Below are 26,377 nucleotides of genomic sequence, written 5' to 3'. Positions count from 1 at the left end.
CTCCGTCACTGTCGCCGTCGCGTGAGAGCAGATCGATGGTCGAGGAGGGCACATGGAAGTGCACGATGTTCACCCCCCTGTGGAAGACAGGGTTGGCAAGGCGCGAGCCGTCGCAGGGAAGGCATCACTTCCCCTGGAACGTCGAGCTTGGGCAGAGGTGCCCAGTCTCAGCGTCCGCATCATGTGTGAGGTCTCCAGGGACCACGGCCTGGACCCGGAGCCGTTGCTCCGTGCAGCGCACATCCCTGTCGACCTCCTGGCGCGTGGGGAAGGTCGGATCGGGTGGCGTCAGGAGCTTGCCTTTCAGCAAGCGTTCGCAGCGGCTACCGAGCACAGATCTGAGATCTGGGTCGAAACCGGGACGCGGTACCAGTTTCCAGCCTTTGACTCGCTGGGCTCCGCCATGATCGTTGCGCCGACGCTGCGACACTGGAGAGAGCTGCCGGCCACCGTTGACATGTATTACAGCGCTGTCACTTATCACACGTTCGACGAGCCCGAGACCGGGAGCTCAGGTGTCGAGATCAGACTGCCTTCCGACGTCCCTCCGTCGAGTCCCTTCTATCGCTTCTCAGTCTGTCGAGACGTCGCCGCCATGGCGGCGGTGCTCAACGACCTGTGGAACGGACCGTTCCCGCTCGACAGGGTCGAGTTGCCGATGGCTTCGGTGCCGCCGGCACTGACGAAGCTGGTCGGTCGGAAGGCGGTTCTGAGCCGAAACGCGGCGCGGATCGGATGGCGCAGTGAGCTGCTGGACGTCCCGCTCCCGCGATCGAACAGGCTTCTGTACGACGTGTACGCCAGTAGGGCTGGGCACGCTGACGACTGGGTCCGGCCGTCGCTCAAGCTCGATCAGCAGGTCGCTGCGATCCTGGGCAGACCCGGGAGCGCAGGGATGACGCTGACCGACATCGCCCACGAGCTTTCCGTATCCAAGCGGACGCTGCAGCGCAGGCTCGATGAGTGTGACGTCAGTTTCCGTGAGTTGCGAGAGGCGGCGTGTTTGCGGGAGGCGTGCCGACTTCTGGCCGATACCGACCTGTCGGTCTCCGAGATCGCTGCACAGCTCGCCTACGTCGAAGTCGCAAGCTTCAGTACCGCGTTCCGGCGTTGGTCGGGTGCAACCCCGAGCCAGTACCGACAACACAACAGACGCCCGGGCGACAGCGACCCGCTCTTCGGGCTTCCGCTCAGCCTGGCCGTCGACTAGCTGTGATGCCTTGGCACGGCGAGTCGTCAACGGGCGCGTGGGGTCAAGGCAGCGTTAGCGTGTGACACGAAGGCCTCCGGTCGGTGGAGTGTGTGAACTAGACAGCTCCACTTCACAACCGGGGGCCTTCGTCTGTCAGGCAGGCTCACCGAGGGCAGTACAACCTTCCTGAGCATCGCAACTAGTCGATCGCGAGGTTGACTCCCGGCAGGCCGAGGGCTGCATCGTTCCTCTCCATATGGCGAGCCACGTCTGTCGCGACGCTCACCCACATCGTCGAAACCGCGACGTACGTGGTGCCTGTGTGCTTGGGCGAAACCCACCGTGAGGTCATCGTCGGATCAGTGAACCGTGGAGAGTCCGCAAGCCGTTTCGAAGGGGCCATTGCGCTTGACGCGGCGTGTTTCCCATGGTTCGCGAGCACCGCCACTCCGGGTGTCACCTGTGCTGCAGTCGCCAGCCAGGCGTGACGGTCGCGTCCGGCACCGTACTGGCAGGCGTTGGGCGCAGGCTGTTTGTCGCGCTCCTTGCCCAGGCGACGCGTCGCGTGCTCACAGCCCCAGGTCCTTCGCGATGATTGTCTTCATGACCTCGCTGGTGCCACCGTAGATGCGGGTGACCCGCGCGTCGGCGTACAGGCGAGCAATCGGGTACTCGGTGATGTAGCCGTAGCCGCCATGGAGCTGGAGGCACTTGTCGATCACGCGGCCGGCGACCTCGGTGCAGAAGAGCTTGGCGCGGGCCGCATCCGCGATCGACAGACTGCCGGCGTCGAGAGCCTCGAGTGCCGCATCGGCCATCAGGCGTGCCGCGGTGGCCTCGGCCGAGCACTCAGCGAGCACGAACTTGGTGTTCTGGAACGATGCCACGGCCTTTCCGAACACAGTGCGCTCTTGGACATAGCGCTTCGCGAAGTCGATCGCGGCCAGCGCGGTCGCCGCACCACCAAGCGCGATGGTCAGACGTTCCTGCGGGAGGTTGAGACCCAGATAGTCGAAACCCCTGTCCTGCTCGCCGAGGAGGTTCTCAACAGGAACCTTCACGTCCGCGAAGAAGAGCTCGGCAGTGTCGGAAGCCTTCTGGCCGATCTTCGGCAGCTTCTTGCCGACCGCGAAGCCCTCGGCCTTGGTGTCGACGCAGAGGATCGACAGTCCGGCACGGCGGTCGGCCGGGTCGAACGCCTTGGTGCGGCACACGACGAGGACGATGTCGGCCTGCGCTCCACCAGTGATGAACGTCTTCGCGCCGTTGAGCACGTAGTGGGTGCCGTCCTCGGACAGGGTCGCCTTGGTGCTGATGTTGGCGAGGTCGGACCCAGTTCCCGGCTCGGTCATCGCGAGGGCGAACATCGTCTCACCGCTCGCGAATCCCGGAAGCCAACGCGCCTTCTGCTCGTCGCTGGCGAGGTGCATCAGGTAGGCGAGGATCAGGTTGGTGTGCACGGAGTAGCCGCCAAATGTGACGCCGGCCGTTGCAGCTTCCTCGATCACGATCGCGTTGTACTTGAAGCTCGTCTCGCCGCCGCCGCCGAACTCCTCAGGGACCTGCATGCCCAGAATCCCGAGCTCGCCGAGCCGGTTGTAGAACTCCCGAGGGACATGTCCCTGCTCCTCCCAGGCGTCGTGGTTGGGGACGACCTCTTTGGCGATGAAGTCCCGGACCATGGCCCGAAAGGCCTCGTGGTCCTCGTCGTAGATGTTGGGGCGCATGATGTTCTCCGGTAGTGACAAGTGACGGACATTGTCATCCGTCTTCTCTGACGATAGCGTGCCTGAGCGCTAGCTGCCAGGCCTTGCCTGTGTGGATGTACAGCCACTCGGCTTGTCGTCATGTGAAGTGACGATTGATTACAGATGACAGAACTTGTAACCTATCTGAATGTGATGCCCGCCACTCTGCAGGGCTCCACCTGATCTGGAAGGACTCCTGATGTCGCTGATCACCACCGACCGGGCAACTGATGTTCCAGCCGACCTGCCGTTCGGCCGGGACCTCGGACGCACCGTCAACTACGAGCAGGCCGTTGGCCGCTTCGGTCGCCCGGCGGTCGACCACTTCACCGACCACTTCAACATCGGTGATGAACTCGGCTACCGCGCCTTTGCGGCGCTGAAGCCCCTGAAGGGCGGCCGCGGCATGTGGATGAGTGCGGTTGCCAAGGGGATTGATGCCGTCGAGTCGGCACCACCCGAGCTCGTGGAGCTGTTCCGGCACGTCGACACCGTCCCCGAGTGGGTGGACTGGGAGCAGTTGCGCCGTGGGAGCATCGCCTACTGGCGCCCCGGAAAGCTGGTTGTCATGGCGCTCGCCTATGCCGCGATCGGGGCGGGTTTTCGCACCTACGGTGGTTCGCGCGAGTTGGTTCTGAGTCGACGCCTGATCGACCGAGACCAGGTCGGCCGGAGATTGGTCGAGACGCTTCGCTGGGTCGCCAACGCCTCCAAGCCCGACGGCATACGTCGTGACGGCGATGGCTTCCGGATGACGATGGAGGTCCGATTCATCCATGCAGCAGTGCGTTATCACTGTTCGCGCGACGAGAACTGGGACTGGAACGACTGGGGTATCTCCGTCGACAACGGGTCCGCCGTCTACACGATGGGCACGCTCTTCGCCGAGTCCGTCATCAATGCCCTGACCAAGGTCGGAATCAAGTACAGCGACCAGGAGATCGAGGACATCGTCGCCCTGTGGCGATACATCGGGCACATCATGGGCATTCCCGAGGACATCAACTTCACGGACTGGGCGGATCTGCGGCAGAAGTCCGACATCATCCGCATGGTCGAGCATCCCGCTGATGACGGCTGCCGGACGCTGATGAAGTCGCTCACGGACTACATGTGCGAGGAGACGATCGAGGGCTACGAGGTCCTGCCGCCCTTCGTCGACAAGCGTCTCGACGCCGATCAGAAGCGGCAACTGACCTACGGTCTGATGCGCGGGTGGGCTGGCGACGACATCTGTGACCAGCTCGCCGTACCCGACAACCGGCTCCGTGTGCTGGTACCGCTCATGCGGCCCTTTGTCGGTGCGTTCGACTGGGTCAACCGTCGCCGGCCGTCGTACGACGCGCAGGCCGCGGCAACGCGGGCCCTGGAGGAGTTCGGTGTCGCCATCGCATTGAACGAAGGCGATACGGAGGTGGCTCCTGCTGACGACGTCGTGGCCCGGCTCGCCGCCAACTCTGCTTCGTCAGCAGCGGCAATGCGTGACCACAGGCGCTGAACCACCAACCCGGCGACCGTCGCCCGACCGATCGCCTCGAGCAACAGTACCGACAAGAAGGTGACCCGATGACAATCTCTACCGCCCCGTCCACGATGAGACCGAGTGGCCACGTGCTCCAGGATCCACCGGCACCGGAGCTCGATGACCAGGAGCCGGTGACGACGACCGTTGCCCGACTTCGCTCTGCTTTCGCCACCGGAAGGACGCGCGACTTCGCGTGGCGGGAGCGGCAGCTCCGTGCGATGCTCGCCATGCTGGAGAACGAGGAGGCGGCTATCGCGGCCGCTCTCGGCGAGGATCTCGACCGGTTCCCGGGTGCTGCGTGGTCTGCGGACATCGCCACCACCCGTATCGAGGTCCGAGACGCGCTCAAGAACTTCCGCAAGTGGGCGCGCCGTGAGCGTCACCTGCTTCCCCTTTCCACCTGGCCCAGCCGTGGCTTCATCGAGCGAGAACCACTGGGGACCGTACTCGTCATCGGCGCCTGGAACTTCCCGTTCTACCTCACCCTCGGCCCGCTCGTCGGCGCGCTCGCGGCCGGCAACGCTGTGGTGGTCAAGCCGAGTGAGCTGGCTCCTGCTTCGTCGCGCACCATCAAGGATCTGGTTGCGAAGTACCTGGACACTGATGCGGTCGCGGTCGTCGAGGGTGGAGTCGAGGTCACGCAGGAACTCCTCGCCCAGGGTTTCGACCACTGCCTCTTCACCGGATCGCCGCAGACCGGCAAGAAGATCATGGAGGCAGCTGCGGCCACTCTCACTCCGGTCACCTTGGAGCTCGGGGGAAAGTCGCCGGCCATCGTCACGGCAAGCGCCAACCTCGACGTCGCGGCTCGCCGGATCATCTGGTCGAAGCTGGCCAACTCGGGCCAGACGTGTATCACCACCGACTACGTGATCGTCGAGCGGAGCGTACAGAAGGAGTTCCTCGAGAAGTTGCTGGCAACGGTCGAGGCTTTCACCGAGGAACGTCCTGACGGCCAGCCCGTGATCAACCGCCGCCAGTTCGGCCGCTTGACCGGGTTGCTCTCAGCAGACCACGGGGGGCGGATCATCGCAGGTGGCGGAGCCGATGACCAGCGCTGCCTCATCGACTTCACCGTGGTCCTGGACCCGGCCCATGAGTCGCCGCTCATGTCGGAGGAGATCTTCGGCCCGATCCTCCCGGTCATCACGGTGGACTCGCTCGATGACGCAATCGCTTCCGTCAAGCGCGGTCCCAAGCCGCTTGCCGCTTATCTCTTCAGCAACAGCCGTTCCGACCACGAGCGCGTCGTCAGAGATGTCAGCGCCGGAGGCGTCGTGATCAACCATGCTCTCCTTCACTGCATGTCGCCGCAGCTACCGTTCGGTGGCGTCGGAAACAGTGGGATGGGGTCCTACCACGGCAAGTGGGGGTTCGACACGTTCTCGCACCTGAAGTCCGTGGTCAGGGCCTGGGCTCGTCCTGACATTCCCCTGCTCTACCCGCCGCACACCGAGGCGAAGGCCCGCATCGTGCGCAAGGTCCTCTAGCCTGATCCCCCCAAGTGCCTGAGAAGCCGCAGCCCGGACCGACATGGACCGGGCTGCGGCTTTCTTGCCACTCGCGACACGAGCCGGTGGCAATGCCTATCTGACGCATGGATACCAGGCCCCGCCGAGGTGACCGTCGACGGGGCCTGGTCGATTGGAGGGCTAGGGCTGAAGGACGACCTTGCCTCGTACTTCGCCACTGGCGACGGTCCGGAAGGCCTCGACGGCATTCACCAGCGGCTCGACGCTGTGGATGTGCGGTTTGATCCCGTTGACCTCGCAGAACGCGACAAGCCGACGTAGGTCGTCGAGAGAACCCATGGCTGTGCCGACAACCCGGAGTCGATTGGCAAAGACGCGACCGAGCTCGGTCTGGGCGACATAGCCCGACGTTGCGCCGGCGACCACCACGGTCCCTTGCGGCCGCAGTGACTTGAGAGAGTGGTCCCACGTCGCGGCGCCGACCGACTCCATCACCGCATCGACCCGGGCAGGGAGACGGGCTCCTGGCTCGAAGGCCGCGTGAGCTCCGGCCTCGAGGGCGTACGAGCGCTTGGGCTCGTCACGTCCGGTGACCCACATGCGGAGTCCGGCAGCTCGTCCGAGGGTGACGAGGGCGGTCGACAGGCCGCCGCTTGCACCTTGGACGAGAACGGTATCGCCGGGAACGACGGCTGCCTGACGGAACAACATGTTGTACGCCGTGAGCCAGGCGGTGGGAAGACAAGCGGCCTCGGCAAATGACATCCCGGCAGGTTTGGGAACAAGGTTGCTCAGCGGTGCGACCAGACGCTCCGCGAAAGCGCCCTGGTGGCGCTCAGAGAGAACCGATGGACGGCCGGGCGTAGGGGAGTCGACGGGGTCCGTGACGACAGCGTGGACGATCACCTCCCGGCCGTCCGCAGCGATTCCTGCCGCGTCGCAGCCGAGGATCATCGGCAGGTTGTCCTCACCCAGCCCGACGCCTCGCAGCGACCATATGTCGTGATGGTTGATCGACGCGGCCTTCACCTCGACCGTCGTCCATCCGGGCGGCACAACCGGTTCGGGCCGGTCGCCGACGCGAAGGGCGCCAACCGGATTCTCGGGGTCGAACTCTTCGACGAACGCAGCGAGCATCAAGAATCTCCTCTAGGGCGTATCAGGCGAGTTGGTCGCGGAGTTCACGCTTGAGGATCTTCCCGGCGGCTGAAACCGGGATGCGGTCCATCACGACCACTTCGCGGATGCGCTTGTAGGGGAGAAGCTGGGCGTTCACCTCGTGCATCAGCTCATCGGTGTCCAGGTCGCCGTCGGGTACCACGAATGCGACTGGCATCTCACCCACTGCTGGGTCGGGACGTCCGACGACGGCGGCCGCGCGTACCGATGGGTGGGAGATGAGGAGCTCCTCGATCTCGCGGGGATACACGTTGTAACCCTTGTAGATCAGCATGTCTTTGAGACGGTCGACGACGGTGAGATAGCCGTCGTCATCGAAACGCCCTAGATCCCCGGTGTGCAGCCAGCCGCCCTCGAGTGTCTCGGCGTTCTCCTCGGGACGATTGCGATAGCCCACCATCACCTGTGGGCCTCTGACGCAGATCTCCCCGGATTCGCCGGGTTCAGCCTCCTTGCCCGTGACGGGATCGATCAAGCGAATCTCGGTGTCGAACACCGGCAGGCCGACGGTGCCCGGCTTCTGCTTCGCAGACCGTGCTGTGGGGTTGGACGCGACGCCCATGGTCGCCTCGGTCAGGCCGTAGCCTTCGCAGATGACGACCCCGGGGAACCGTTCACCGAGGAGGCGGAGATGTTCGTGTGGCAGCGGTCCGCCGCCCGAGCTCAACGCACGAACTGACCCCAGTTCACGGGTCGCCAAGTCCGGGTGTGCCAGCAGGCTGGCGAACATGGCGGGCGCCCCGCTCATCGAGGTGACCTGAACGCGCTCGGCCTCGGCCAGGTACTCCGCGGGCTTGAAGCGGTCATGATGAACAATCGTCACTCCGGCGACGAGCGGAACGCTGAGCGAACCGATGCAGCCCATTGCATGGAACCACGGGGTCAGGTTGATGATGACACCTGTTCCGAGGCGGACCGGCCAGTCCGCCTCGGTGCCGATCTGGTCGACGGTGACGCGCCCTACCTCGTCAGTGGTCGGTACGGCGCCGTGGTTCCAGGCGACGTACTGCAAGACGTTGCTCACCACATTTCGATGGGTGAGCTCGACACCTTTGGAGAGTCCCGTGGTGCCCCCGGTGTAGGAGATGTGCGCGAGGTCTTGGTCGACGTCGATGGTGACATTCGGAGGGTTGCTGCTGTCGGCGGCGGCAAGGAAGGCTTCGAACCCCACCTGGTGAGGTGTCGTCGCGGCGTTCACCATGACGACCAGCCGCACCTGATCGCTCAGCACCGCCTGAATCGGCGTCGCGGTGTCGGGGTGCGAAACGACGGCAACCGCATCGGCGTCGGTGAGCTGCTTGGCAAGCGGCATCTCTGGGAGCAACGGGTTCGCGGGCGAGAAGGTCGCGCCCGCCAACTGGATTCCGTAGTACGCGATCGCGAACTCAAGGCAGTTCGGAAGATGTACGAGAACGGTCTGGCCCGGCCCGATCCCGCGTGAGGCAAGACCGTTGGCGAACGCGCAGGCCTGACGCCACAGTTCTTGGTAGGAGAGACGCTGGTCCGTGTGCTGGAGAGCGATCCTGTCATCGAACCGCGCGGCGGCACCCCGCAGGAGATCTCCCACTGGGACGCTCGGATAGTCCAGGGACCGGTGCATTGCTGCCGGCCAGTGATCGTTCGGGGGAAATGCAGCACCCACGGGGACACCTCTCAACGCTCTGGAATGACATCAGACAGTAACTGTCATCTGTCTTCCTTGTAAAGACCGTGTGCGGTCGAGGATCCCAGTGCAAGCGCGGACGATACGATTGCCATTGGTCCGTATGGGCCGGCGAAGCAAGGCTCGAAAGGACGATGGCAATGGCGGGGTTTGTGCGCGGGCGCGCCGAGCTGGATACGCGCGGCCGGATCTTGTCGGCTGCGGCAGAGTTGCTTCCCCGGTTCACCATTGCAAAGCTGACGATGGAAGACGTCGCGCGCGCTGCCGGTATCGCGAGGCAGACCGTCTACAAACACTTCCGGAGCAAGGACGACCTGGTTGCCGAGCTCATAGCGATGGAGCTGCGAGCCAACCATGGCCCGCTCATGCGCGACCTTGCGCGCAAAGAGCCGAGTGCTGAGGGCCTGGTGGTCCTCTTTATGGAGCAGCTCACAGTCGGTCGCCAGTTTCCCCTGATCGACCCCGTGCTCGACCCGGCCATCGCCCCCCGGATGGCAGAGCTCATTTTCGGGGTTCCTGCCGTGCTGGAGGCGCTGGAGGAGATATGGCTGCCGATCCTCGGTAAGTACTCGGATGCCGGCGTGATCCGCCATGGTGTCGAGCATCGTCGGATCGTCCGCTGGATCACGTATCAGCAGTTCTGGCTCATCACGCACCCTGACGTCCTCGCCAAGACCGATGACGACCTCGAGCCGTACGTCCGCGATTTCATCCTCGGAGGGTTTCTGCAGCACTGACCTGGCGGGCCTCGGGCTCAACTCGTTGGAGGGCCGGCTCGCGGCGTGCCATACTTGTGACGACATGACGGATGACAGAATGTGTCGTTCGTTCCAACTCCTTGCCGGGTGAGGTCATGAGTTCAACAGCCGTAGGTACACGCGATCGGATCCTCGAGGTCGCGCCCGACGTTCTACGACGATTCACGCTCGCAAAATTCGGCATGGAAGACGTGGCACGCAGCGCGGGCATCGCGCGCCAAACCGTCTACAAGCACTTCGCGAGCCGCGATGACCTGTTGATCGCGATGTACGTACGGGAGATGCTCGAGAACCAAGCGCCCCGTATGGACGTGGTCATCCAGCGAGAGCCGTCAGCCGAGAACCTGCTCGACGTCTTCATGACCGAGCTCGACCTTGCGCGCAACTACCCGTGGTTCGACGACACTCGGGAGCCGGGCATGGGTCCCAGAGTCGCGGAGATGATCTTCCACTCCGAGAGTATGACCCGGGCGCGCGAGCAGATCTGGTTCCCGATCCTGCAGCGGTACGCGCATGCCGGGATACTGCGAAAGGACTTGAACCTTTCCGCGACGGTCAGGTGGCTGACCTACCAGAAGTTCTGGCTCCTGTTTCACCCGGACGTCCTCAGCGAGGACGAGCTGGAACGGCGGGAGTATGTCAGGCAGTTCATCATCGCCGCCCTTGTCGAGCGCACCTGAACCGTCGGGATGTCGGCGTGCTAACGCACCGTCCCTGCTGCGCGCAGCGATGCGATGGCCTCCGTGTGCATGCCGACTTCGCTCAGCACGTCGTCTGTGTGATCGCCGGGATGCGGTGCAGGGCGCTGAATGCGTCCTGGTGTGGCGTCGAATCTCGGTGCCGGCGCGGGCTGCAGGACTCCGGCATGTTCGACGAAGGTCTGCCGAGCCGCCAGGTGTGGGTGCTGGGCCGCTTCATCCCAGTCCAGGACCGGAGCAAGGCATGCATCTGACATGCCTGCTAGCTCGACCCACTCATCCCGTGTCTTGGTGAGGAACAGTTCAGCCCACCGCTTCTTGGCTCCTGCCCAGCCTTCGGGGTCCATCCGGTTGGGTGGCAAGTTCTCCTGGGACATGCCGGTGAGACGGACGAGCTCGGCATGAAACTGTGGCTCGATCGCCCCGACGGCCACATACTTCTCGTCGGCGCACTCGTACACCTCGTAGAAGGGTGCGCCTGTGTCGAGGAGATTCTGCCCGCGGCCAGAGCTCCAGATTCCCCGGTTCCGGAGTCCGTGGATCGCTGTCGTCAGGACGCTGGCGCCGTCGACCATGGCTGCGTCGACCACCTGGCCTCGACCTGAGATCCGCGCCTCGAGCACAGCGGCAATCGCTCCGAAGGCCAACATCAGGCCGCCGCCACCGAAGTCCCCGACGAGGTTCATCGGAGGCACCGGACGGCCGTCGGCGCGACCGCAGGCATGGAGCGCCCCGGTCAGTGCGATGTAGTTGATGTCGTGTCCGGCGAGGCTTGCCATGGGCCCGGACTGGCCCCACCCTGTCATTCGGCCATAGACAAGACGCGGGTTGCGGGCGAGGCAGGCGTCGGGACCCAGGCCGAGCCGCTCTGTCACGCCGGGACGGAATCCCTCGATGAGCACGTCGGCTGTGGCGACCAGGTCGAGAACCACGCGACGGCCTTCCTCCGATTTCAGGTCAACGGCGATGGACCGGCGTCCGCGATTGAGGATGTCCGGGTGAGCACCGTCAGGCCGCTCATCTGGGACTGCTTCGATCCGGTCGACCCGGATGACGGTGGCGCCCATGTCGGCAAGCATCATGGCGGCGAACGGCCCCGGTCCGATACCAGCGAGCTCGATCACGCGCAGCGAGGTCAGGGGGCCCGAGGCATCGGCGGGAGGATCGATGGTCATCGTGTTCTCTGCACCATCGGTCATCATCGGGCCTGCCAGACCGGGGTACGCTTCTCCGCGAAGGCCCGCGGGCCCTCCTTCGCATCCGCCGACTCGCGAACTGCCGCGCGCTCGTCAGCGGAGATCTGCCACAGCGGCGTCTCGGAGATCACGACCCCGTCGACGATGTGCTGGCCAACGCGCTTGCTTGCCTGTACCGCGAGAGGCGCGTTGGAGGCGATCTCCTGGGCCAGGTCGAGGGCTGTGGCGAGGACATCCCGGGCGGGCACGACTCGGTTGACCAGCGCTAGTTCAAGGGCGCGCTGTGCGTTCACCGGGGCTCCGGTGAACATCAGCTCGTAGGCGATCTTCCGGGGGACTTGCGTCGGCAGTCGGAAGACACCGCCTGCGCCGGCAATGATGCCTCGCTTGACCTCGGGAAGCCCGAAGGTGGCGCTGTCGGCCGCGACAGCGAGGTCGCTGGCCAGTACGAGTTCGGTGCCACCGCCAAGAGCAGGGCCATTGACGGCCGCGATTGTCGGCTTGGAGATGTGATGGCTGGCGTAGCCCGCGAAGCCCCATGCTGCGCGTTTTCCCTCAGTGGGCAGGAGATTCTCGCCACGGGCGATGGCTTTGAGATCGGCGCCGGCGCAGAACGACTTGTCACCCGACCCGGTGAGGACGACGACGCGGACCTCTGGGTCTGACTCGGCGGCCTCCATGGCATCTCCGAGCGCCGTCGTAACGGCGACGTCGATGGCGTTTCGGGCCTCTGGGCGATTGATGGTGAGCACGAGTACGTGGCCATGGCGCTCAGTGAGGAGAGGTGCTGTTTCGGTGGATTCCGTCATGGATGAACCTCCAGGTGTGCACCGCATCTCGCGGCGCTCAGGTGAACAGAGAACTGATCTGGGGTGTCGTGAACCCTCCACCACAGGGTAGACAAATAACACAAGATGTCATGTGTCGTCGACCTATGAGTCGAGCCAAGGCAAGCGGAGTTTCCAGGGATGCTGGACTAGGCAGCACATGACAACTTCTGTAATGTGTCGCCTGATCGATTCTTGAGTCGTCGGCGCATCGCCGTTGTCGACCAATTACGTCCGAGGAGGACTCCGATGATTGACGCCGTGATCGTTGACGCTGTCAGGTCGCCGATGGCGAAGGGCAAGGCGGGGGGTGCGCTCTCGACCGTTCACCCGGTGGAGCTGCTGGCTCAGACCATCAAGGGTCTGCTTGACCGGGTCGACATCGACCCGGCGGAGGTCGACGACGTGCTGGCCGGATGCGTCAGCCAGGTGGGGGAGCAGGCGGGCAACGTGGGCCGCATGGCGTGGCTCGCCGCCGGGCTCCCGATTCATGTCCCCTCGACCACTGTGGAGCGTAAGTGTGGGTCCAGCCAGCAGGCGGCCCACTTCGCTGCTCAGGGCGTCATGGCCGGTGCCTACGACATCGCTGTCGTGGCCGGGGTCGAGTCCATGAGCCGGATCCCGATGGGAGCCAGCACGATCGGCATGGACCCCTACGGTCCGTCGGTGGCGCGTCGCTTCGCGCCGGGCCTGGTTCCTCAGGGCATCTCGGCGGAGCTCATCGCGTCTCGCTGGAAGCTCTCGCGCGAGCAGCAGGACGCCTACGCTGTGAACTCGCACGCTCGGGCGGTGGCACGGCAGTCGGCTGGCGGTTTCGACCGCGAGATCGTCCCGATCACCGTTCCCACGGAGGATGGCGGCACGGTCAGCGTCGACCGAGACGAAACTCCCCGTCCTGGAACGACGCTCGAGAAGCTGGCTGGGCTCAAGCCGGCATTCGAGAACCCGGCATCGGCCGAGCGCTTCCCCGAGATCAACTGGTCGGTCACGGCGGGCAACTCCTCCCAGATCACCGACGGCGCGAGCGCCATGCTGGTCATGAGCGCCAAGCGCGCCGAGCAGCTCGGCCTCACCCCGCGTGCCCGCTTCCACTCGTTCGCTGTCGCGGCCGACGATCCGATCCTGATGCTGACCGGTCCGATCCCGGCCACCCACAAGCTCCTCGCGCGGTCGGGCCTTTCCATCGCTGACATCGACCACTACGAGATCAACGAGGCATTCGCCCCCGTCCCGCTCGCGTGGCAGTCCGAGTTCGACGCAGACCCGGCGAGGCTCAACCCGGTCGGTGGCGCGATCGCTCTTGGTCATCCGCTGGGTGGCTCGGGTGCGCGCCTCATGACCTCCATGCTCTGCGCGCTCGAGGACAGCGGTGGCCGCTACGGACTCCAGTCGATGTGCGAGGCCGGCGGCATGGCCAACGCGACGCTCATCGAACGTCTCTGACCCCCCATCACACGACCCTTCCGAAAGGAACACCATGAAGATCGAGCACGCTTCTGTCCTTGTCACCGGCGGTGCCTCCGGCCTCGGCCTGGCCACTGCGCGGAATCTCGCGAAGTCGGGCGCCACCGTCACCATCCTCGACCTCCCCACGTCGAATGGCGCGGCCGTGGCCGAGCAGCTTGGTGGCCGCTTCGTGGCTGGCGATGTCCAGGCTGAGGAGTCTGTCAACGCCGCCCTGGATGTCGCCGAGCAGTCTGGTCCTGTCCGCGCGGTCGTGCACTGCGCAGGCTCGGGTCACACGCTGCGTATCCTCGACAAGGACGGGAATCCCGCACCGATCGAGCCCTACGCCAAGGTCATCAACCTCAACCTCATCGGCTCGTTCAACGTGCTCCGGCTCGCGGCTGCGCGGATGGCCCGGACAGAGGCCGTCGAGGGTGAGCGCGGCGTGGTCGTCATGACCGCCTCGGTCGCCGCTTTCGAGGGCCAGATCGGCCAGATTCCGTACGCCTCGTCGAAAGCCGGCGTCGTTGGCATGACCATCGTCGCCGCCCGCGACCTGGCGAGCAAGCAGATCCGTGTGTGCACCATCGCCCCCGGCATCTTCGAGACGCCGCTCCTCGGCCGTCTCTCGCAGGAGGTACGCGATTCGCTGGGGGCTTCGGTTCCGCACCCCAAGCGCCTCGGTGCGCCCGAGGAGTACGCCTCCCTCGCTGCCCACATCATCGACAACCCGATGCTCAACGGCGAGACGATCCGCCTTGACGGCGCGATCCGGATGGCTCCGCGGTGACCCATGGATGAGGTCGAATGGCAGGTGGTGGACGGCATCGGGACCCTGGTCCTGAACCGACCACATCGCAAGAACGCAATCGACACCGGCACGTGGCAGGGGCTGCAAACCGTCCTCGAGTCGGTCGTCGACGACCCTGCGGTGCGGGTGCTGGTCCTCAGGGGTGCTGGGACGGACTTCTCCGCGGGTGCCGACATCTCGGGTGGGGCTTCGACTCATGCGACGCAGTTGGAGCGTATGGAGTGGTTCAACAGAGTCGTCAGCGCCCTCCACAACCTGCCCATCCCGACCATTGCCCAGGTCGATGGGGTCGCCTTCGGTGTCGGAATGAACCTCGCGATCGGATGTGACTTCGTCGTCGCCAGCGACAGGGCTCGCTTCTCGGAGGTGTTCGTCAAGCGTGCCCTGTCCGTTGATGGAGGCGGAAGTTGGCTCCTGCCGCGTCAGGTGGGCTTACGAGCAGCCAAGCGCCTCTGTCTGCTGGCCGACGCCATCACTGCTGCGGAGGCCGAGCGGATCGGCCTTGTGACGTCCGTAGTGGCGCCGGAGGAGCTCGAGGCGGAGGTGGGCGCTCTTGCGTCCCGTCTGGCCGCAACCTCGCGGCTAGCGCTCGCCCAGACCAAACGGCTCCTCGAGGAGGCCCTCATCACGACCTTCGAACAGGCGCTGGAGAACGAAGCCCGTGCGCAGGCCATCAACGTCGCGAGCCAGGACTTCGCCGATGCCATGGACGAGTTCCGGAGGGCCGCATCCAGCCGTCCCGCCCCGGTAGAAGCAGGAGTAGACAGTGACCGATCTTGAGTACGCCGTCGCCGACCACGTTGCGACCATCCGTCTCAATCGTCCGACCAGGAAGAACTCCTTTACTTTCGATATGGTCGATGAGTGGGCTCGAGCACTGCGCTCTGCGGAGGCGGACGAGGACGTTCGGGTCGTCGTTGTCACCGGTACCGGCGATTCCTTCTGTACGGGCGTCGATCTCGGTCTCTTGGAGGATCGCCCGCGGACGCCCATCGCGGAGAAGAACATGCTGGCGAATCGGGTCCACCAAGTCGCCTATGCCGCGGAGGCGCTGTCGAAGCCCTATCTGGCGGCTATCAACGGCGTCGCAGTCGGCGCCGGCGTGGACATGGCTCTGATGGCCGACATCCGGTTCGCTGGCGCGTCGGCTCGCATTTCCGAGGGCTATATCCGTGCGGGGCTGGTGCCTGGAGACGGCGGTTGTCACTACCTCCCCCGAACGGTTGGAACCGCCGACGCGCTTCGACTCCTCTGGACCGGTGACTTCCTCGATGCCGAGGCGGCGCTCAAGCTCGGCATCGTCAGTGAGGTTCGTCCGGACGACGAGCTCGACGCTTGGGTGCAGGAGTTCGCTGCTCGTCTGGCTGGTCAGCCTCCCGTTGCCATACAGATGATCAAGCGGGCCGTGTATGCCGGACTCCGTGCCAACGACCTCCGCACTTCTCTGGACCTGATCTCTTCTCACTTCGCGGTGGTGACCTCGACTCGAGACGCCCAGGAGTCAATGGCGGCCTTCAAGGAGCGGCGCCCCGGAACATATGTCGGACGGTGATGAGATGACCACGAACGCGATGGCCGTGCCGGGGCAGTCCTATGAGTCGCTCCGTGATGAAGTGCGAGGGCTGGTCCAGTCCTGGCGTCAAGCAGGTCGCTACTCGCCAAGTAGTGATAGTTGGCTTCGGGGCTTTGACCCAGAGTTCAGCAGGGAGCTCGCTGCACGCGGCCTGATCGGCATCACGTGGCCAACGGCGGTCGGAGGGCGTGGACTCTCCAACGTCGCCAGGCTGGCTGTGACGGAAGAGCTGCTCCGTGCGGGGGCCCCGGTCGCCGCTCACTGGGTTGGTGACCGACAGATCGGCCCCGCCATCGTTCGCCACGGCAGTGAGCGGCTCAAGGCGGAGATCCTTCCCGGCATCATCTCGGCTGACTATGTGTTCTGCCTGGGGATGAGTGAGCCGGAGGCCGGCTCCGACCTCGCTTCGCTGCAAACGACCGCGTCACGAGTCGAAGGCGGCTGGCTGGTGAAGGGCCGCAAGGTCTGGACCAGCGGTGCGCACCATGCGACTCACATCTACTTGCTGGCCCGCACCACCCGGGGTGAGAAGAAGCATGTCGGTCTCACGGAGTTCATCGTGGATATGGACAGTCCTGGGATCGCAGTATCACCGATCGTCGACTTGGCAGGCGAGCATCACTTCAACGAGGTCAGCTTCGACGAGGTCTTCGTCCCCGAGCATCGTGTACTTGGCGAAATCGACCGTGGCTGGGCACAGGTGGTCGAGCAGCTGTCGTTCGAACGCGGGGGTCCGGAACGATTCCTGACGACGTACCCGATCTTGGCCGAGATCGTCGAGGCTCCTGCTGAGGCCGTTGCTGATGTAGCCGTCGATGTTGGTCAGCTGGTGGCGCGGCTCGCCACCTTGCGCGAGCTGGCCTGGCAGGTGGCGCGAGCCCTGGACGCCGGCGACGCTCCGGTTCAGCAGGCAGCCACACTGAAGTACCTGGGCAACGCCTTCGAGCATGACGTCCTCGAGGTGGCTCGCAAGGCCTTCGACGGTGGTCACGGGCGACGCGGTCGCCTCGGGGGGAGCGGGTTCCGTTCGGCATTGTTGGCATCGCCTGGCTACAGCATCCGCGGCGGAGCTGCCGAGGTGCTGCTTTCGCTCATCGCTCGACAGGAGATCATGTGATGGACGAGCTCGCAGCAGCGGTCGACGAACTGATCGCTAACCTGATGAAGGACCGGCAGGCGCCTGACCCCGATCGCCTGCCTGAGGTGTGGGCCGCAATGGGCGAGCTCGGTCTCACCACGGTCGGAGTCCCGGAAGCTGCCGGTGGATCCGGTGGCGCCTTGTCCGACCTCGTTTCGCTCGCCGTCTCGCTCGGTCGTTACGCAGTCAGCTCTCCCCTTCTGGAGCATGCAACAGCGAGCTGGGCTATCGCAGAGGTGGGCCCACTGCCGGGGGGAGTATGCACCATTGCGCGCGGCCCCGAGCTCGTCGATGAGAATATGGCTGTCAACGAGGTGCCGTGGGGTCGCCATGCAGACACGATGGTTCTGCTTCCGGCCGAGTCAGGGATTTACCTGGTCGACCTCCACCACGAAAGCGTCATGGTGACTCCCGACGTCAACGAGGCCGGCGAGCCTCGTGACGCAGTCGTCTTTGCCCGGAGTGCCGTACGCCCCCTCCTAGGAGCTCCGACCGCAGAGATGATCTCGAATCGCCTCGCGCTCTTGTGGTCGGCGACTCTGGCGGGCGCTGTCGAAGGCACGTATCGGTTGACGCGTGAGTATGTCAACACTCGTCATCAGTTCGGGGCGCCCCTTGTGAAGATCCCGGCAGTAGCGGCGCTACTCGCGACGGTGAAGGCTGATCTTGTCCAGGCGGAGGCGGCATTGTCGCGTGCACGGCAACGGACCGCGACTGACCTCGAAGGTGACGCCGCCACCGCGGCGGTTGCTGCTGCCCGGGTGATCTCAGCGCGGGCTTCCACAACCGCGGCACGGCTCAGCCACCAACTCCACGGCGCCATGGGCATCACAGCCGAGTATCCGCTCTACCTGCACACGACACGGCTCTGGGCCTGGCGTGACGAGGCTGGCACTGAGGTGTGGTGGGCGCGATTGCTTGGTGAGAGAGCGCAGCGCCTGGGTGAGACGGATCTTTGGACGGTACTCACTAGTTGAGGACGGCTCTCGGCCACGACAAATCGTCGAGTTCGGGAAGCAGGACCAATCGCTGGCGGCGACGGGATCGGCCCGTCGTCGCCTCGGTGTTTTCGATGACTTGCCTTGTCGAACCAGCAGATTTCAAGATTCCGAAACTTCGTGGCAACGAGCTCTTGCCACACACATGACAAACAACGTAACTTGTCACCCAAGCTGCTGTGTGACGCAGCACACGCACGGCCTCGGGGACGAGGCGCCCACCTCGGAGGAGAGACGTGAGCCAGGACTTGGATAGCGGCGGGCGGGTCTATCAAGGCCCCCCGATCGATCCGGATGGCCCCTATGCGGGGACGTTGTCCCGCGTGACCTCGCGCGTGCCAGCACCGATTCGCACGGTCACCTCCGAGGCGGGGGGTATGGCAGCACTTCTGGGAAAGGTTCTTTGGAGCGCGGTCCGTCACCCGCGCGGGTACTGGGGGGCCGTTCTCGACGAGACCCATTTCACGATCAAGCGGTCGTGGCTGCCGATCACCATCGCACTGACGGGATTCCTGATGGCCCTCGCGGTGCCGTCGGTCCAGTTCATCTCGGTGGCCGGAGTGGGTGAGTTGTACGGCCCGCTTCTGCTCGTACAGTCAACCCGCAGCTTCACGGTCTGGGTTGCGACCCTCCTTGTCGCGGGGGTGGTTGGTGCTGCGTGCACGGCGGAGCTGGGTTCGCGAAAGGTGCGCGAGGAACTCGACGCCATGGAGGTCATGGGCATCGACCCGGTGCGCGAACTCGTGGTGCCGCGCATTGTGGCGATCGCATTCATCACGACCTTGCTCGCTATCCCGGCCGAGCTCATTACCGTGCTCTCCTCTCAGCTCGGATCGACGATCATCGGCGGCGTCCCTGCCGCTGACTTCTACGGCGCTTTCGTCTGGACCACGATGAGCACGGTCGAGATCGCCGCCCTTCTCCTGAACTGTTTCCTGGCAGGCCTGCTCATTGGGGCTGTCTGCTGCTACAAGGGCCTGTCTGCAGCCGGTGGAGCAATCGGACTCGGACGAGCTGTCAACCAAGCCGTGGTGACCGCCTTCATCGCGTTGTTCGTGATGCAGTTGGGCTACAACGCCATCATCCTCGGCTTCTTCCCGGGACTGGGGGCCATGCGATGACCGACTCCAACCTGAACCCGCAGGTGGCGGGCCTGACTGTGGCAGCGGACCCCCAGGCCAAAGCACAGCGCGAGGAAAGTCATCCCGCGCCCGGATTCCGCCTGCGTGCCGCGATGGAGGATGCCGGTGCCCTCATCGCCTTCGGTATCGATGTGGTCAAGTCGCTGCCGACATGCGTGCGGCTGTACCCGGCCGAGGTCGCACGGCAATGCGCCGTGCTGATCCGCTCCAACGCGCTGGTGATCCTGTTCATGATCTTCATGCTGGGCGCCCTCGTCGGCATCACGACGTCCTTCCTCTTCGAGGGCGTTGGCCTGGAGTCGTACGTCGGTGCGGTCCCTGCGGTTCCGATGCTGCGCGGCGTCATCGAGATGGTCTTCGGCTGGGTTCTGGCCGCCAAGTACGGGTGCGGCATCGTCGCCGAGCTCGGGGCGATGCGCATCAGCGAGGAGGTTGACGCCATGGACGTCATGGGCGTCCGCTCGCTGCCCTACCTCGTCGGCACCAGGGTGATCGCAGCAGTCATTGTGCTGCCTGCCCTGTTCGTGATCTCACTGATGGTCTTCTTCCTCTCCAGCAAGGTGTTCTTTGTCGATCTCCTGGGCGCTGTCTCTGGTGGCGGATACGACTACGTGCTGTTCCTCCTGCAGGGACCGAAGGATCTCATTGCTTCCACGCTGTGGGGCACCATCGTCGGCTTCGTGATCACGGTCGTTGCTTGCTTCTACGGATACAACGCATCCGGTGGCCCCGTTGGCGTCGGCCGCAACACCGCACAAGCGATGCTCGTCAACCTCGTGCTCATCAGCGTGATCTCGCTCCTTCTAGCCCAGATCTTCTACGCGAACAGCTACGGCTCTGCCATCGGGACCTGAGTCCCGATTCGCTGCCCGAATCATGCCCTCTCAGGAGACCACTATGACCACAATTCTCCCGCAGGCCGAGAGCACCGCTCGGCCCGCGTCGGACTCGCACACCATCGAGATCCGCAACGTGTACAAGAGCTTTGGTTCATCGCACATCCTCAACGGACTGACCCTTGACTTCAAGGATGATGCGATTACGACCGTGCTGGGTCCGTCCGGCACGGGAAAGAGCGTTCTGCTCAAGCACATCGTTGGTCTTCTCGAGCCTGACGCGGGCGAAGTCCGGGTCTTCGGAACGGATATCTGGCGTGTCTCCGCGGAGGAGCGGTTCAACCTTCGCAAGCGTTTCGGGGTTCTGTTCCAGGACGGCGCACTCTTCGGCTCGATGAACCTCTATGACAACGTTGCGTTCCCCCTCCGTCGCCACACCGACAAGTCGGAGGCGGAGATCCGCGACATCGTCATGTCGAACCTGGTGGAGGTCGGCCTCGAGACGGCAATACACAAGGCACCGAATGAGATCTCGGGAGGTATGCGGAAGCGTGCCGGGTTCGCACGCGCTCTGGTGATGCGGCCCGACGTCGTGCTCTTCGACGAGCCTGACTCCGGCCTGGACCCGGTGCGCACCAAGTTGCTCTCGCAGCTCATTGCCAAGGTGCACGCCGAGCACGGCGGGACATACATCGTCATCACTCACGACATCCCAACCGCTCGCACCGTCAGCGACTACGTAGCGGTGATCTGGAAGGGGAACGTCGTGCACTATGGCGACGCTGACGGCGCCTTCGACTCCGACAATCCCTTCGTGCGCCAGTTCCTGGCGGGCGCCGCCGAGGGCCCCCTGGGGATGGACTGATGGCCGGCCCCACATTCACCCGCACGCGCCTGCTCCTCGCCGGCGGCCTCGCTGCTGCCATCGGTGTTGTTGCCATTTCGGTCGCGAGCGATGAGACCTACGAACTCGACGTGGTGGTGCCAGCCGCGGATGGCCTCGTCAAGGGTAGCGAGGTCCGCATCGGCGGTCAGGACGTCGGCCAGGTGACCGCACTCGGAGTGGAGGGCGATCAGGCTCGGCTGACCCTTGAGATCGATGGCGACAGAGGGCCCCTGCACGCGGGCTCCGATGTCCACGTTCGTTGGAACTCGGTCGTCGGGCGTCGGTACGTCGACGTCGAGCCCGGTCCTGTCACGAATCCGGTCTTCCCGGAGGGAAAGGTTCTCCAAGGCACGACCGAGCGGGTGGAGCTCGACGACGTCGCAGCCGCCCTCGACGAACCCACGAGGGCAAAGGCGAAAAAGCTGGTTGGTCAACTGGACCGTACCCTCAGACGGAGCGATACGGACCTGAACAAGACCTTGGCGGAAGCCGGCCCCTTTGTCGAAGCGCTGGTGGCGGTACTCGACGGCGTGGGCAAGGACGGTCAGGCGATCCGGACACTCGTGACCAACCTGCATGAGGTCACAGACGAACTCGCCCGCCGGGATGACGACGTCGCTACCACGGTTGCTGATCTTCGCTCGCTTGTCGCCGTGGCTGTGCAGCACGCTGATGAGCTGGCCGCTGCGCTCGACGAACTTCCGTCGACCCTCCGCACGACGAACGACCTACTGGTCAAGCTTCCTCGCGCCGTCGATGAGACGACCCCGCTGCTCGAAGACCTGCAACCGGCGGTCCACGAGCTTCCCTCGGTCGCACGAGAACTCGATCCGGTCCTACAGGACCTGCGCCCCGTCGTCGCTGAGCTTCGCCCCACGCTCGTTGGCGTCGACAAGCTTCTCGAGCAGACACCCGGCCTCCTCGACATCGCCACCGAGACCGTGCCAGATGCCGAAACCGCCCTGAACCAACTGCAGCCCGCGGTGAGCTTCCTTCGACCCTATACGCCCGAACTCGTCGGCTTCCTCACGAACTGGTCCTCTCTCTTCTCCGCGAAGAACGCCTCAGGACACTTTGGGCGCGCGATGATTCCGGCTTCGGTCTCGTCCTTCACCAGCAATCCCGGCGTCATGCCGCCCTCTATGTTCCAGGCCAAGGAGCCGGCCCCGGGGTCCCTGGTCGACCAGCCGTGGACGGATGCGAATGGAGATAAGGTCCGATGAACAACAATGTCCTCCGACGCGGTATCGGCGTTGGTGTTGGCGTAGCGCTGCTCGCCACAGGGTTCGCTGTGACGCGCGATGATGCGGACCACCAGAACGCGATCAAGGTCACGGTTGCGGATGCAGGACAGCTAGAGAAGGGGGCCGAAGTCAGGGCCTCAGGTGTCCGTATCGGCGAGGTGTCCGACATTGAGCTGACCGAGGGAAAGGCCCTCCTGACGCTCCACGTGTCGCCCACCGTCCTCCCCCTCCACGACGACGCGTCCATCAAGATCAGGCCGGTGAACCTCCTCGGTGAGAACTTCATCGACCTCGACCCCGGATCTGACTCGCGACCGTTTGCGCGCGACACCGTCATCCCCGAAAGCCGTGCATCATCCGCCGTCACGCTCCAGGACCTCCTGAACACCTTCGAGGACCCCACCGCTGCGGGACTCGCGTCCGTCGTCACCACCCTCGGTGAGGGTTTCGACGGCAACGGTGCTGAACTCGCCAAGGCCCTGAAGCTGCTGAGTGGCGCGATGCATGACTCGGAACGTGTGGGGCAGATCCTCTCGGAGCAGAACGACATTCTCGCGAGTCTGGTCGAGTCGACAGATCCGGTTGTCGGGGCGCTTGCGGCCGACGATGGTCAGCGCCTCGACAGCCTTGTCGAGTCGACCCGTGACACCCTTGCCTCGCTCGAGAACCAGCAGGTAGCCCTTGAGCAGACCATCGAGGAACTCCCGGCGACCCTCGCCTCTGCTGAGCGGACGCTGGCCTCGTTCGGCGACACCGCCCGGGCGGGCGCGCCGACGTTGCGAGCGCTCCGCCCTCTCACGGGCGACCTCGAGCAGGTTGTCGCGGAGCTCCGGAACTTTGCCGATTCAGCGGACCCTGCACTCGCCTCGTTGAAGCCGGTGCTGAAGGAGGCCGAGCGGCTGCTCGAAATCGCCGCTCCAGTGGTCGCCCAACTGCGGCAGGCCGGCCCCGATCTGGCCACGACCGCATCGAAGCTGAAGCCGGCCAGTCGCGAACTCCTCGACGTACACCTGCAGGACGTCATGGACTTCGTTCGCAAATGGGCGCTGAGCACCAATGGACGTGACGGTCTGTCCCACTACTTCCGGGGCGTCGTCTACGTCACCCCGACGACCTTGCAGTCGTTCGCCGACTCGCTCGTCCCGGTTGGCACGGCAGCGCCGGGTTCCGCATCTCCCGATGTGCCGTCCGGCCCCACAGGATCCGTCGATGACCTCCTGGGAGCACTCGGGGACCAGTCGAAGAAGTCGACGAGGTCTGCCGAGGATCCCGCTAGCGCGCTCGGACTCACCGCACAGCAGGAGGAGAACCTCCTCTCGCAGTTCCTTGGAGGCAATCAATGACCCCCCGCCCGCTCCACCGGGACGTCGCGCGAACGATCGTCGTGGGACTGTGCGTCCTCGCCGGGCTCGCGGCCGTCGCGTTCGTCGGTGCCATCGTCCAGGCCGGTGGTGCACTTCCCGGCCGTCGCTATACCGAGGTGAAGGCGCAGTTCGAGGATGTCGGCATCCTCAAGGCAGGCAAGGAGGTCAAGCAGGACGGCCTTCGCGTGGGCACGGTCAGCGACGTCTCGCTCGTTGACGGCGTAGCCCAGGTCACCCTTCGGCTCGACGGAGACGTCGATGTCTACAAGGACGCCACCGCGTACGTCGGCAACTTCTCGGCCCTCGGCAAGAAGTATGTCGGATTCGATCCCGGTACGGCAGCTTCCGGCGAGCTCGGCAACGATGTGATCGCCGTGTCGTCGACCAAGGACTCGAACTCCCTCGAGGACGTGCTCTCGACGTTCGACCCCAAGACCAGAAAAGCAGTGCGTGGCGCTGTTGCCGAGCTCGCCACAGGTACCGCAGGTCACAGTGACGACCTACGTGATGTCCTCGAGGCATCTCCGGACCTGCTGGCTGACCTGGAGACCGTCATGGAGGCGACCGGCAGCAGCGAAGCCGAGGTCTCTGCTCTCCTGATGAGTGGCGACCGTCTCGTCAACCGCTTCAACGGTCGGCAAAGGCAGATCGATGGCCTTGTGCGAAACCTCGACAAGACGGTCGCAGCCGTCGGAGTCGACGAGGGCGAGCCCCTGGAAAGGACCGTCGGCAAGCTCCCCGAGGCCTTGGCCACAACGCGGAAGGGCCTCGACGACGTCGAGGCGCCGCTGGACGACGCCGCGGTCGCGCTTCGCCAGCTCAAGCCGGGTGCTCGGGCCCTTGGTAAGGGGACGCCCGACCTCCGTGGTTTCCTACGGGAGTCTCCGCCCACGCTCGACAAGCTGCCTCGCGTCTCGGGTACGGCGAGTCCGGCAATTGCCTCGCTGACCGATACGGTTGCGGATGCGCGTCCAGTCGTGAGACCGCTGGCTTCCTCCCTCGAGGATTCGGCGTACTTCCTCCGCCTCTTCGCGCCGTACATTCCAGACACGGGACGCTTCTTCTCGCAGCATGATCTGTTGTCCGGAACGCTGGAGGGCGATGACAACAAGCACTACTTCGCCGCCCAGCTCACAGGTCTTGGGCTCTTCAGCGTTGCGGGCGTGCCTGACCCCCTGTACCGCTCGGAGCCGTACCCCTGCCCAGGTACTGCTTGGAACAAGTCGACCCGCACCAACTGCAGCGGAGGAGCGAAGCGATGAGGACACGTCATCCCAAAGCCGCTACCGAAGTCGTGCAGGGCGCTCCTGCCCGGGCACGTGCGGCCCGCGCTCGGAACTTCAAGCTGGGGGTGAACTTCTACGTCATTCTCGCCCTGCTGTTCGTGGTGCTTGCCTCCAAAGCGGAGATCCAGTCACTGCTGAGTGGCGGGCAGACGATCACGGCCGAGTTCGCGGACAGCTACAAGCTCCGGGAGAACGACTCGACGGTCAAAGTCGCCGGCCTCACCGTGGGCAACGTGACTGACCTCAACCGGACAGACAACGGCACCACTATCGTCACCATGAAGGTCGACGAGGACACCCTTGCGAAACTGGGATCCAGTCCCTCGGCACGTATCGAGCCGCGCACGATCCTCGGCGGTCGCTATGCGATCGAACTCCATGCGGGCGGTGACGGCGGCGAGTTCGATGGGAAGATTCCGCGAGAGCGGACGGCGGCGCCGACAGAGTTGGACGTAGTCACCGAAGCTCTCCCGAAGAGTGCGCGTCAGGCATTGCAGAGGCTCATCGGGACAACCGGAGAGTCGCTCCACGCCGGTGACGACGAGGTCGCGGGCCTCCTCGAGTCGGCGCCTGAGGTACTCGAGCCAGGAACTGACGTGTTGAGCGCTGCTCGCGGCAGCCGGCCTTCAACTGATCTGCCGTCCCTGGTGACGGACCTGAACACGACGGCAGACGTGTTGAGCCGGAAGGACCAACAACTTGCTGGTATCGCCCGCAACCTCAGTGTGACGAGCGAGGTCCTGGCCGACAATCGCGGAGCCGTAGGCGAGACCATGGCAGACCTCCCCGAGACGCTCCGCACCACCAGGGCCGGAATGTCCGGCCTCGACGGGAGCGTGACTGCACTGACGGAGACGGCAGAGGACCTTCGTCCGTCGGCGCCTGAACTCGTCCACCTCATCGAGCGGCTGGAGCCGCTTCTCCGTGACGCCCGACCTTTGCTGGCTGACCTCAAGCCGCTCCTGCGCGACACGCGTCCGGCGGTCGAGGAACTCGTACCGACTGCTCGAAATGGGCGAAAGGTACTCACCGACCTACACGGGCCTGTGCTCGATCGGGTCAACGGTCCGGTGTCGGACTTCGTGCTCAACCCCTGGGAGGGGAAGGGGCCGTACAAAGGTGGTGCTGGTGGCTACATGGCCGATCACAAGTTCTATGAGGAACTCGCGTACATGGCCACCAACATCGACCGGGCCTCGATGTCTCAGGACGGGAACGGCTCCACCCTCGCCTTCCAGGCAGGTGTGGGACTGAGCTCGCTCTCAGGCCTTCCGTTCGATATGGAGAGCCTCGTGGCTCTCGCCCTTGACCAGGCAGGGATCTCCGGGTCGCTGCGATCGTCCATCTTCGAGAACCTGGGGCTGGCGCCGTGAGCAAGTATTCAACCGCTGTGGA

General features: G+C 64.7%; 23 protein-coding genes. 18 read left to right on the top strand and 5 right to left on the bottom strand.

What is annotated here, in order from left to right:
- The first annotated feature begins 52 nt into the window (after positions 1 to 52).
- Positions 53 to 1,210, top strand: a complete 1,158-nt coding sequence (locus ACIA03_RS26490; protein WP_396988165.1) for a helix-turn-helix domain-containing protein — start codon at positions 53 to 55, stop codon at positions 1,208 to 1,210.
- A gap of 551 nt (positions 1,211 to 1,761) precedes the next feature.
- On the opposite strand, the gene ACIA03_RS26485 is transcribed toward ACIA03_RS26490, so the two are convergent.
- Entirely contained in the window at positions 1,762 to 2,919 is a 1,158-nt protein-coding gene (locus tag ACIA03_RS26485) for an acyl-CoA dehydrogenase family protein (RefSeq protein ID WP_396988163.1), read from the bottom strand.
- 220 nt (positions 2,920 to 3,139) lie between these two features.
- Between ACIA03_RS26485 and ACIA03_RS26480 the strand changes: the two genes are divergently transcribed.
- Positions 3,140 to 4,438 carry an oxygenase MpaB family protein gene (locus ACIA03_RS26480; RefSeq protein WP_396988161.1) on the top strand — a complete coding sequence of 433 codons (1,299 nt, stop codon included), beginning with the start codon at positions 3,140 to 3,142 and terminating at the stop codon, positions 4,436 to 4,438.
- Positions 4,439 to 4,506: 68 nt separating this feature from the next.
- Positions 4,507 to 5,955, top strand: coding sequence for an aldehyde dehydrogenase family protein (locus ACIA03_RS26475; RefSeq protein WP_396988159.1), 1,449 nt, complete (start codon positions 4,507 to 4,509; stop codon positions 5,953 to 5,955).
- 162 nt (positions 5,956 to 6,117) lie between these two features.
- Here the strand turns inward: ACIA03_RS26475 and ACIA03_RS26470 are convergent, their stop codons facing one another.
- Complete coding sequence (locus tag ACIA03_RS26470; protein WP_396988157.1) at positions 6,118 to 7,074, bottom strand: zinc-binding alcohol dehydrogenase family protein; 957 nt, start codon at positions 7,072 to 7,074, stop codon at positions 6,118 to 6,120.
- A gap of 22 nt (positions 7,075 to 7,096) precedes the next feature.
- On the bottom strand, positions 7,097 to 8,758 hold the full coding sequence (locus tag ACIA03_RS26465; protein WP_396988155.1) for a class I adenylate-forming enzyme family protein: 1,662 nt from the start codon (positions 8,756 to 8,758) through the stop codon (positions 7,097 to 7,099).
- Between the two features lie 161 nt (positions 8,759 to 8,919).
- Here ACIA03_RS26465 and ACIA03_RS26460 point away from each other — a divergent pair, with 161 nt between their 5' ends.
- Positions 8,920 to 9,516 (top strand): TetR/AcrR family transcriptional regulator, encoded by a 597-nt coding sequence (locus tag ACIA03_RS26460; protein WP_396988153.1) that lies wholly within the window; start codon positions 8,920 to 8,922, stop codon positions 9,514 to 9,516.
- Between the two features lie 71 nt (positions 9,517 to 9,587).
- Positions 9,588 to 10,217 carry a TetR/AcrR family transcriptional regulator gene (locus ACIA03_RS26455; protein WP_396988151.1) on the top strand — a complete coding sequence of 210 codons (630 nt, stop codon included), beginning with the start codon at positions 9,588 to 9,590 and terminating at the stop codon, positions 10,215 to 10,217.
- A gap of 20 nt (positions 10,218 to 10,237) precedes the next feature.
- Here ACIA03_RS26455 and ACIA03_RS26450 read toward each other — a convergent pair whose 3' ends face one another.
- Positions 10,238 to 11,434: a CaiB/BaiF CoA transferase family protein gene (locus ACIA03_RS26450; RefSeq protein WP_396988149.1), complete on the bottom strand. Its 1,197-nt coding sequence runs from the start codon at positions 11,432 to 11,434 to the stop codon at positions 10,238 to 10,240.
- Entirely contained in the window at positions 11,434 to 12,240 is an 807-nt protein-coding gene (locus ACIA03_RS26445) for a crotonase/enoyl-CoA hydratase family protein (protein WP_396988147.1), read from the bottom strand. Before ACIA03_RS26445 ends, ACIA03_RS26450 begins: the two co-directional genes overlap by 1 nt.
- 267 nt (positions 12,241 to 12,507) lie before the next feature.
- Here ACIA03_RS26445 and ACIA03_RS26440 point away from each other — a divergent pair, with 267 nt between their 5' ends.
- From ACIA03_RS26440 to ACIA03_RS26380, 13 genes are all read left to right on the top strand, one after another.
- Positions 12,508 to 13,701 (top strand): thiolase family protein, encoded by a 1,194-nt coding sequence (locus ACIA03_RS26440; protein WP_396988145.1) that lies wholly within the window; start codon positions 12,508 to 12,510, stop codon positions 13,699 to 13,701.
- A 34-nt stretch (positions 13,702 to 13,735) separates the two neighbouring features.
- Positions 13,736 to 14,494: an SDR family NAD(P)-dependent oxidoreductase gene (locus ACIA03_RS26435; RefSeq protein WP_396988143.1), complete on the top strand. Its 759-nt coding sequence runs from the start codon at positions 13,736 to 13,738 to the stop codon at positions 14,492 to 14,494.
- A 3-nt stretch (positions 14,495 to 14,497) separates the two neighbouring features.
- Complete coding sequence (locus ACIA03_RS26430; protein ID WP_396988141.1) at positions 14,498 to 15,295, top strand: enoyl-CoA hydratase/isomerase family protein; 798 nt, start codon at positions 14,498 to 14,500, stop codon at positions 15,293 to 15,295.
- A complete protein-coding gene (locus ACIA03_RS26425; RefSeq protein ID WP_396988139.1) occupies positions 15,282 to 16,067 on the top strand; it encodes an enoyl-CoA hydratase/isomerase family protein in 786 nt (261 codons plus the stop codon). Before ACIA03_RS26430 ends, ACIA03_RS26425 begins: the two co-directional genes overlap by 14 nt.
- A gap of 4 nt (positions 16,068 to 16,071) precedes the next feature.
- On the top strand, positions 16,072 to 17,205 hold the full coding sequence (locus ACIA03_RS26420) for an acyl-CoA dehydrogenase family protein (protein ID WP_396988137.1): 1,134 nt from the start codon (positions 16,072 to 16,074) through the stop codon (positions 17,203 to 17,205).
- Complete coding sequence (locus ACIA03_RS26415) at positions 17,205 to 18,203, top strand: acyl-CoA dehydrogenase family protein (RefSeq protein WP_396988135.1); 999 nt, start codon at positions 17,205 to 17,207, stop codon at positions 18,201 to 18,203. The genes ACIA03_RS26420 and ACIA03_RS26415 overlap by 1 nt, the downstream gene beginning before the upstream one ends.
- 257 nt (positions 18,204 to 18,460) lie before the next feature.
- Positions 18,461 to 19,345, top strand: coding sequence for an MlaE family ABC transporter permease (locus tag ACIA03_RS26410; RefSeq protein WP_396988133.1), 885 nt, complete (start codon positions 18,461 to 18,463; stop codon positions 19,343 to 19,345).
- Complete coding sequence (locus ACIA03_RS26405; RefSeq protein WP_396988131.1) at positions 19,342 to 20,220, top strand: MlaE family ABC transporter permease; 879 nt, start codon at positions 19,342 to 19,344, stop codon at positions 20,218 to 20,220. The genes ACIA03_RS26410 and ACIA03_RS26405 overlap by 4 nt, the downstream gene beginning before the upstream one ends.
- A gap of 43 nt (positions 20,221 to 20,263) precedes the next feature.
- The gene (locus tag ACIA03_RS26400; protein WP_396988129.1) at positions 20,264 to 21,067 is read left to right on the top strand and encodes an ABC transporter ATP-binding protein; all 804 of its coding nucleotides are present in this window, start codon (positions 20,264 to 20,266) and stop codon (positions 21,065 to 21,067) included.
- Entirely contained in the window at positions 21,067 to 22,311 is a 1,245-nt protein-coding gene (locus ACIA03_RS26395) for an MlaD family protein (RefSeq protein WP_396988127.1), read from the top strand. Before ACIA03_RS26400 ends, ACIA03_RS26395 begins: the two co-directional genes overlap by 1 nt.
- Positions 22,308 to 23,675: an MlaD family protein gene (locus ACIA03_RS26390; RefSeq protein WP_396988125.1), complete on the top strand. Its 1,368-nt coding sequence runs from the start codon at positions 22,308 to 22,310 to the stop codon at positions 23,673 to 23,675. Before ACIA03_RS26395 ends, ACIA03_RS26390 begins: the two co-directional genes overlap by 4 nt.
- A gap of 137 nt (positions 23,676 to 23,812) precedes the next feature.
- A complete protein-coding gene (locus ACIA03_RS26385) occupies positions 23,813 to 24,958 on the top strand; it encodes an MlaD family protein (RefSeq protein WP_396988123.1) in 1,146 nt (381 codons plus the stop codon).
- On the top strand, positions 24,955 to 26,355 hold the full coding sequence (locus ACIA03_RS26380; protein WP_396988121.1) for an MlaD family protein: 1,401 nt from the start codon (positions 24,955 to 24,957) through the stop codon (positions 26,353 to 26,355). Before ACIA03_RS26385 ends, ACIA03_RS26380 begins: the two co-directional genes overlap by 4 nt.
- The last annotated feature ends 22 nt before the right edge of the window (positions 26,356 to 26,377 follow it).

The organism is Nocardioides sp. NPDC051685 (genome assembly GCF_044453405.1).
Classification (GTDB): Bacteria; Actinomycetota; Actinomycetes; order Propionibacteriales; family Nocardioidaceae; genus Nocardioides.
Note: the sequence above shows the minus strand (reverse complement) of the source record. Positions and strands in the feature narration are given on the sequence as shown.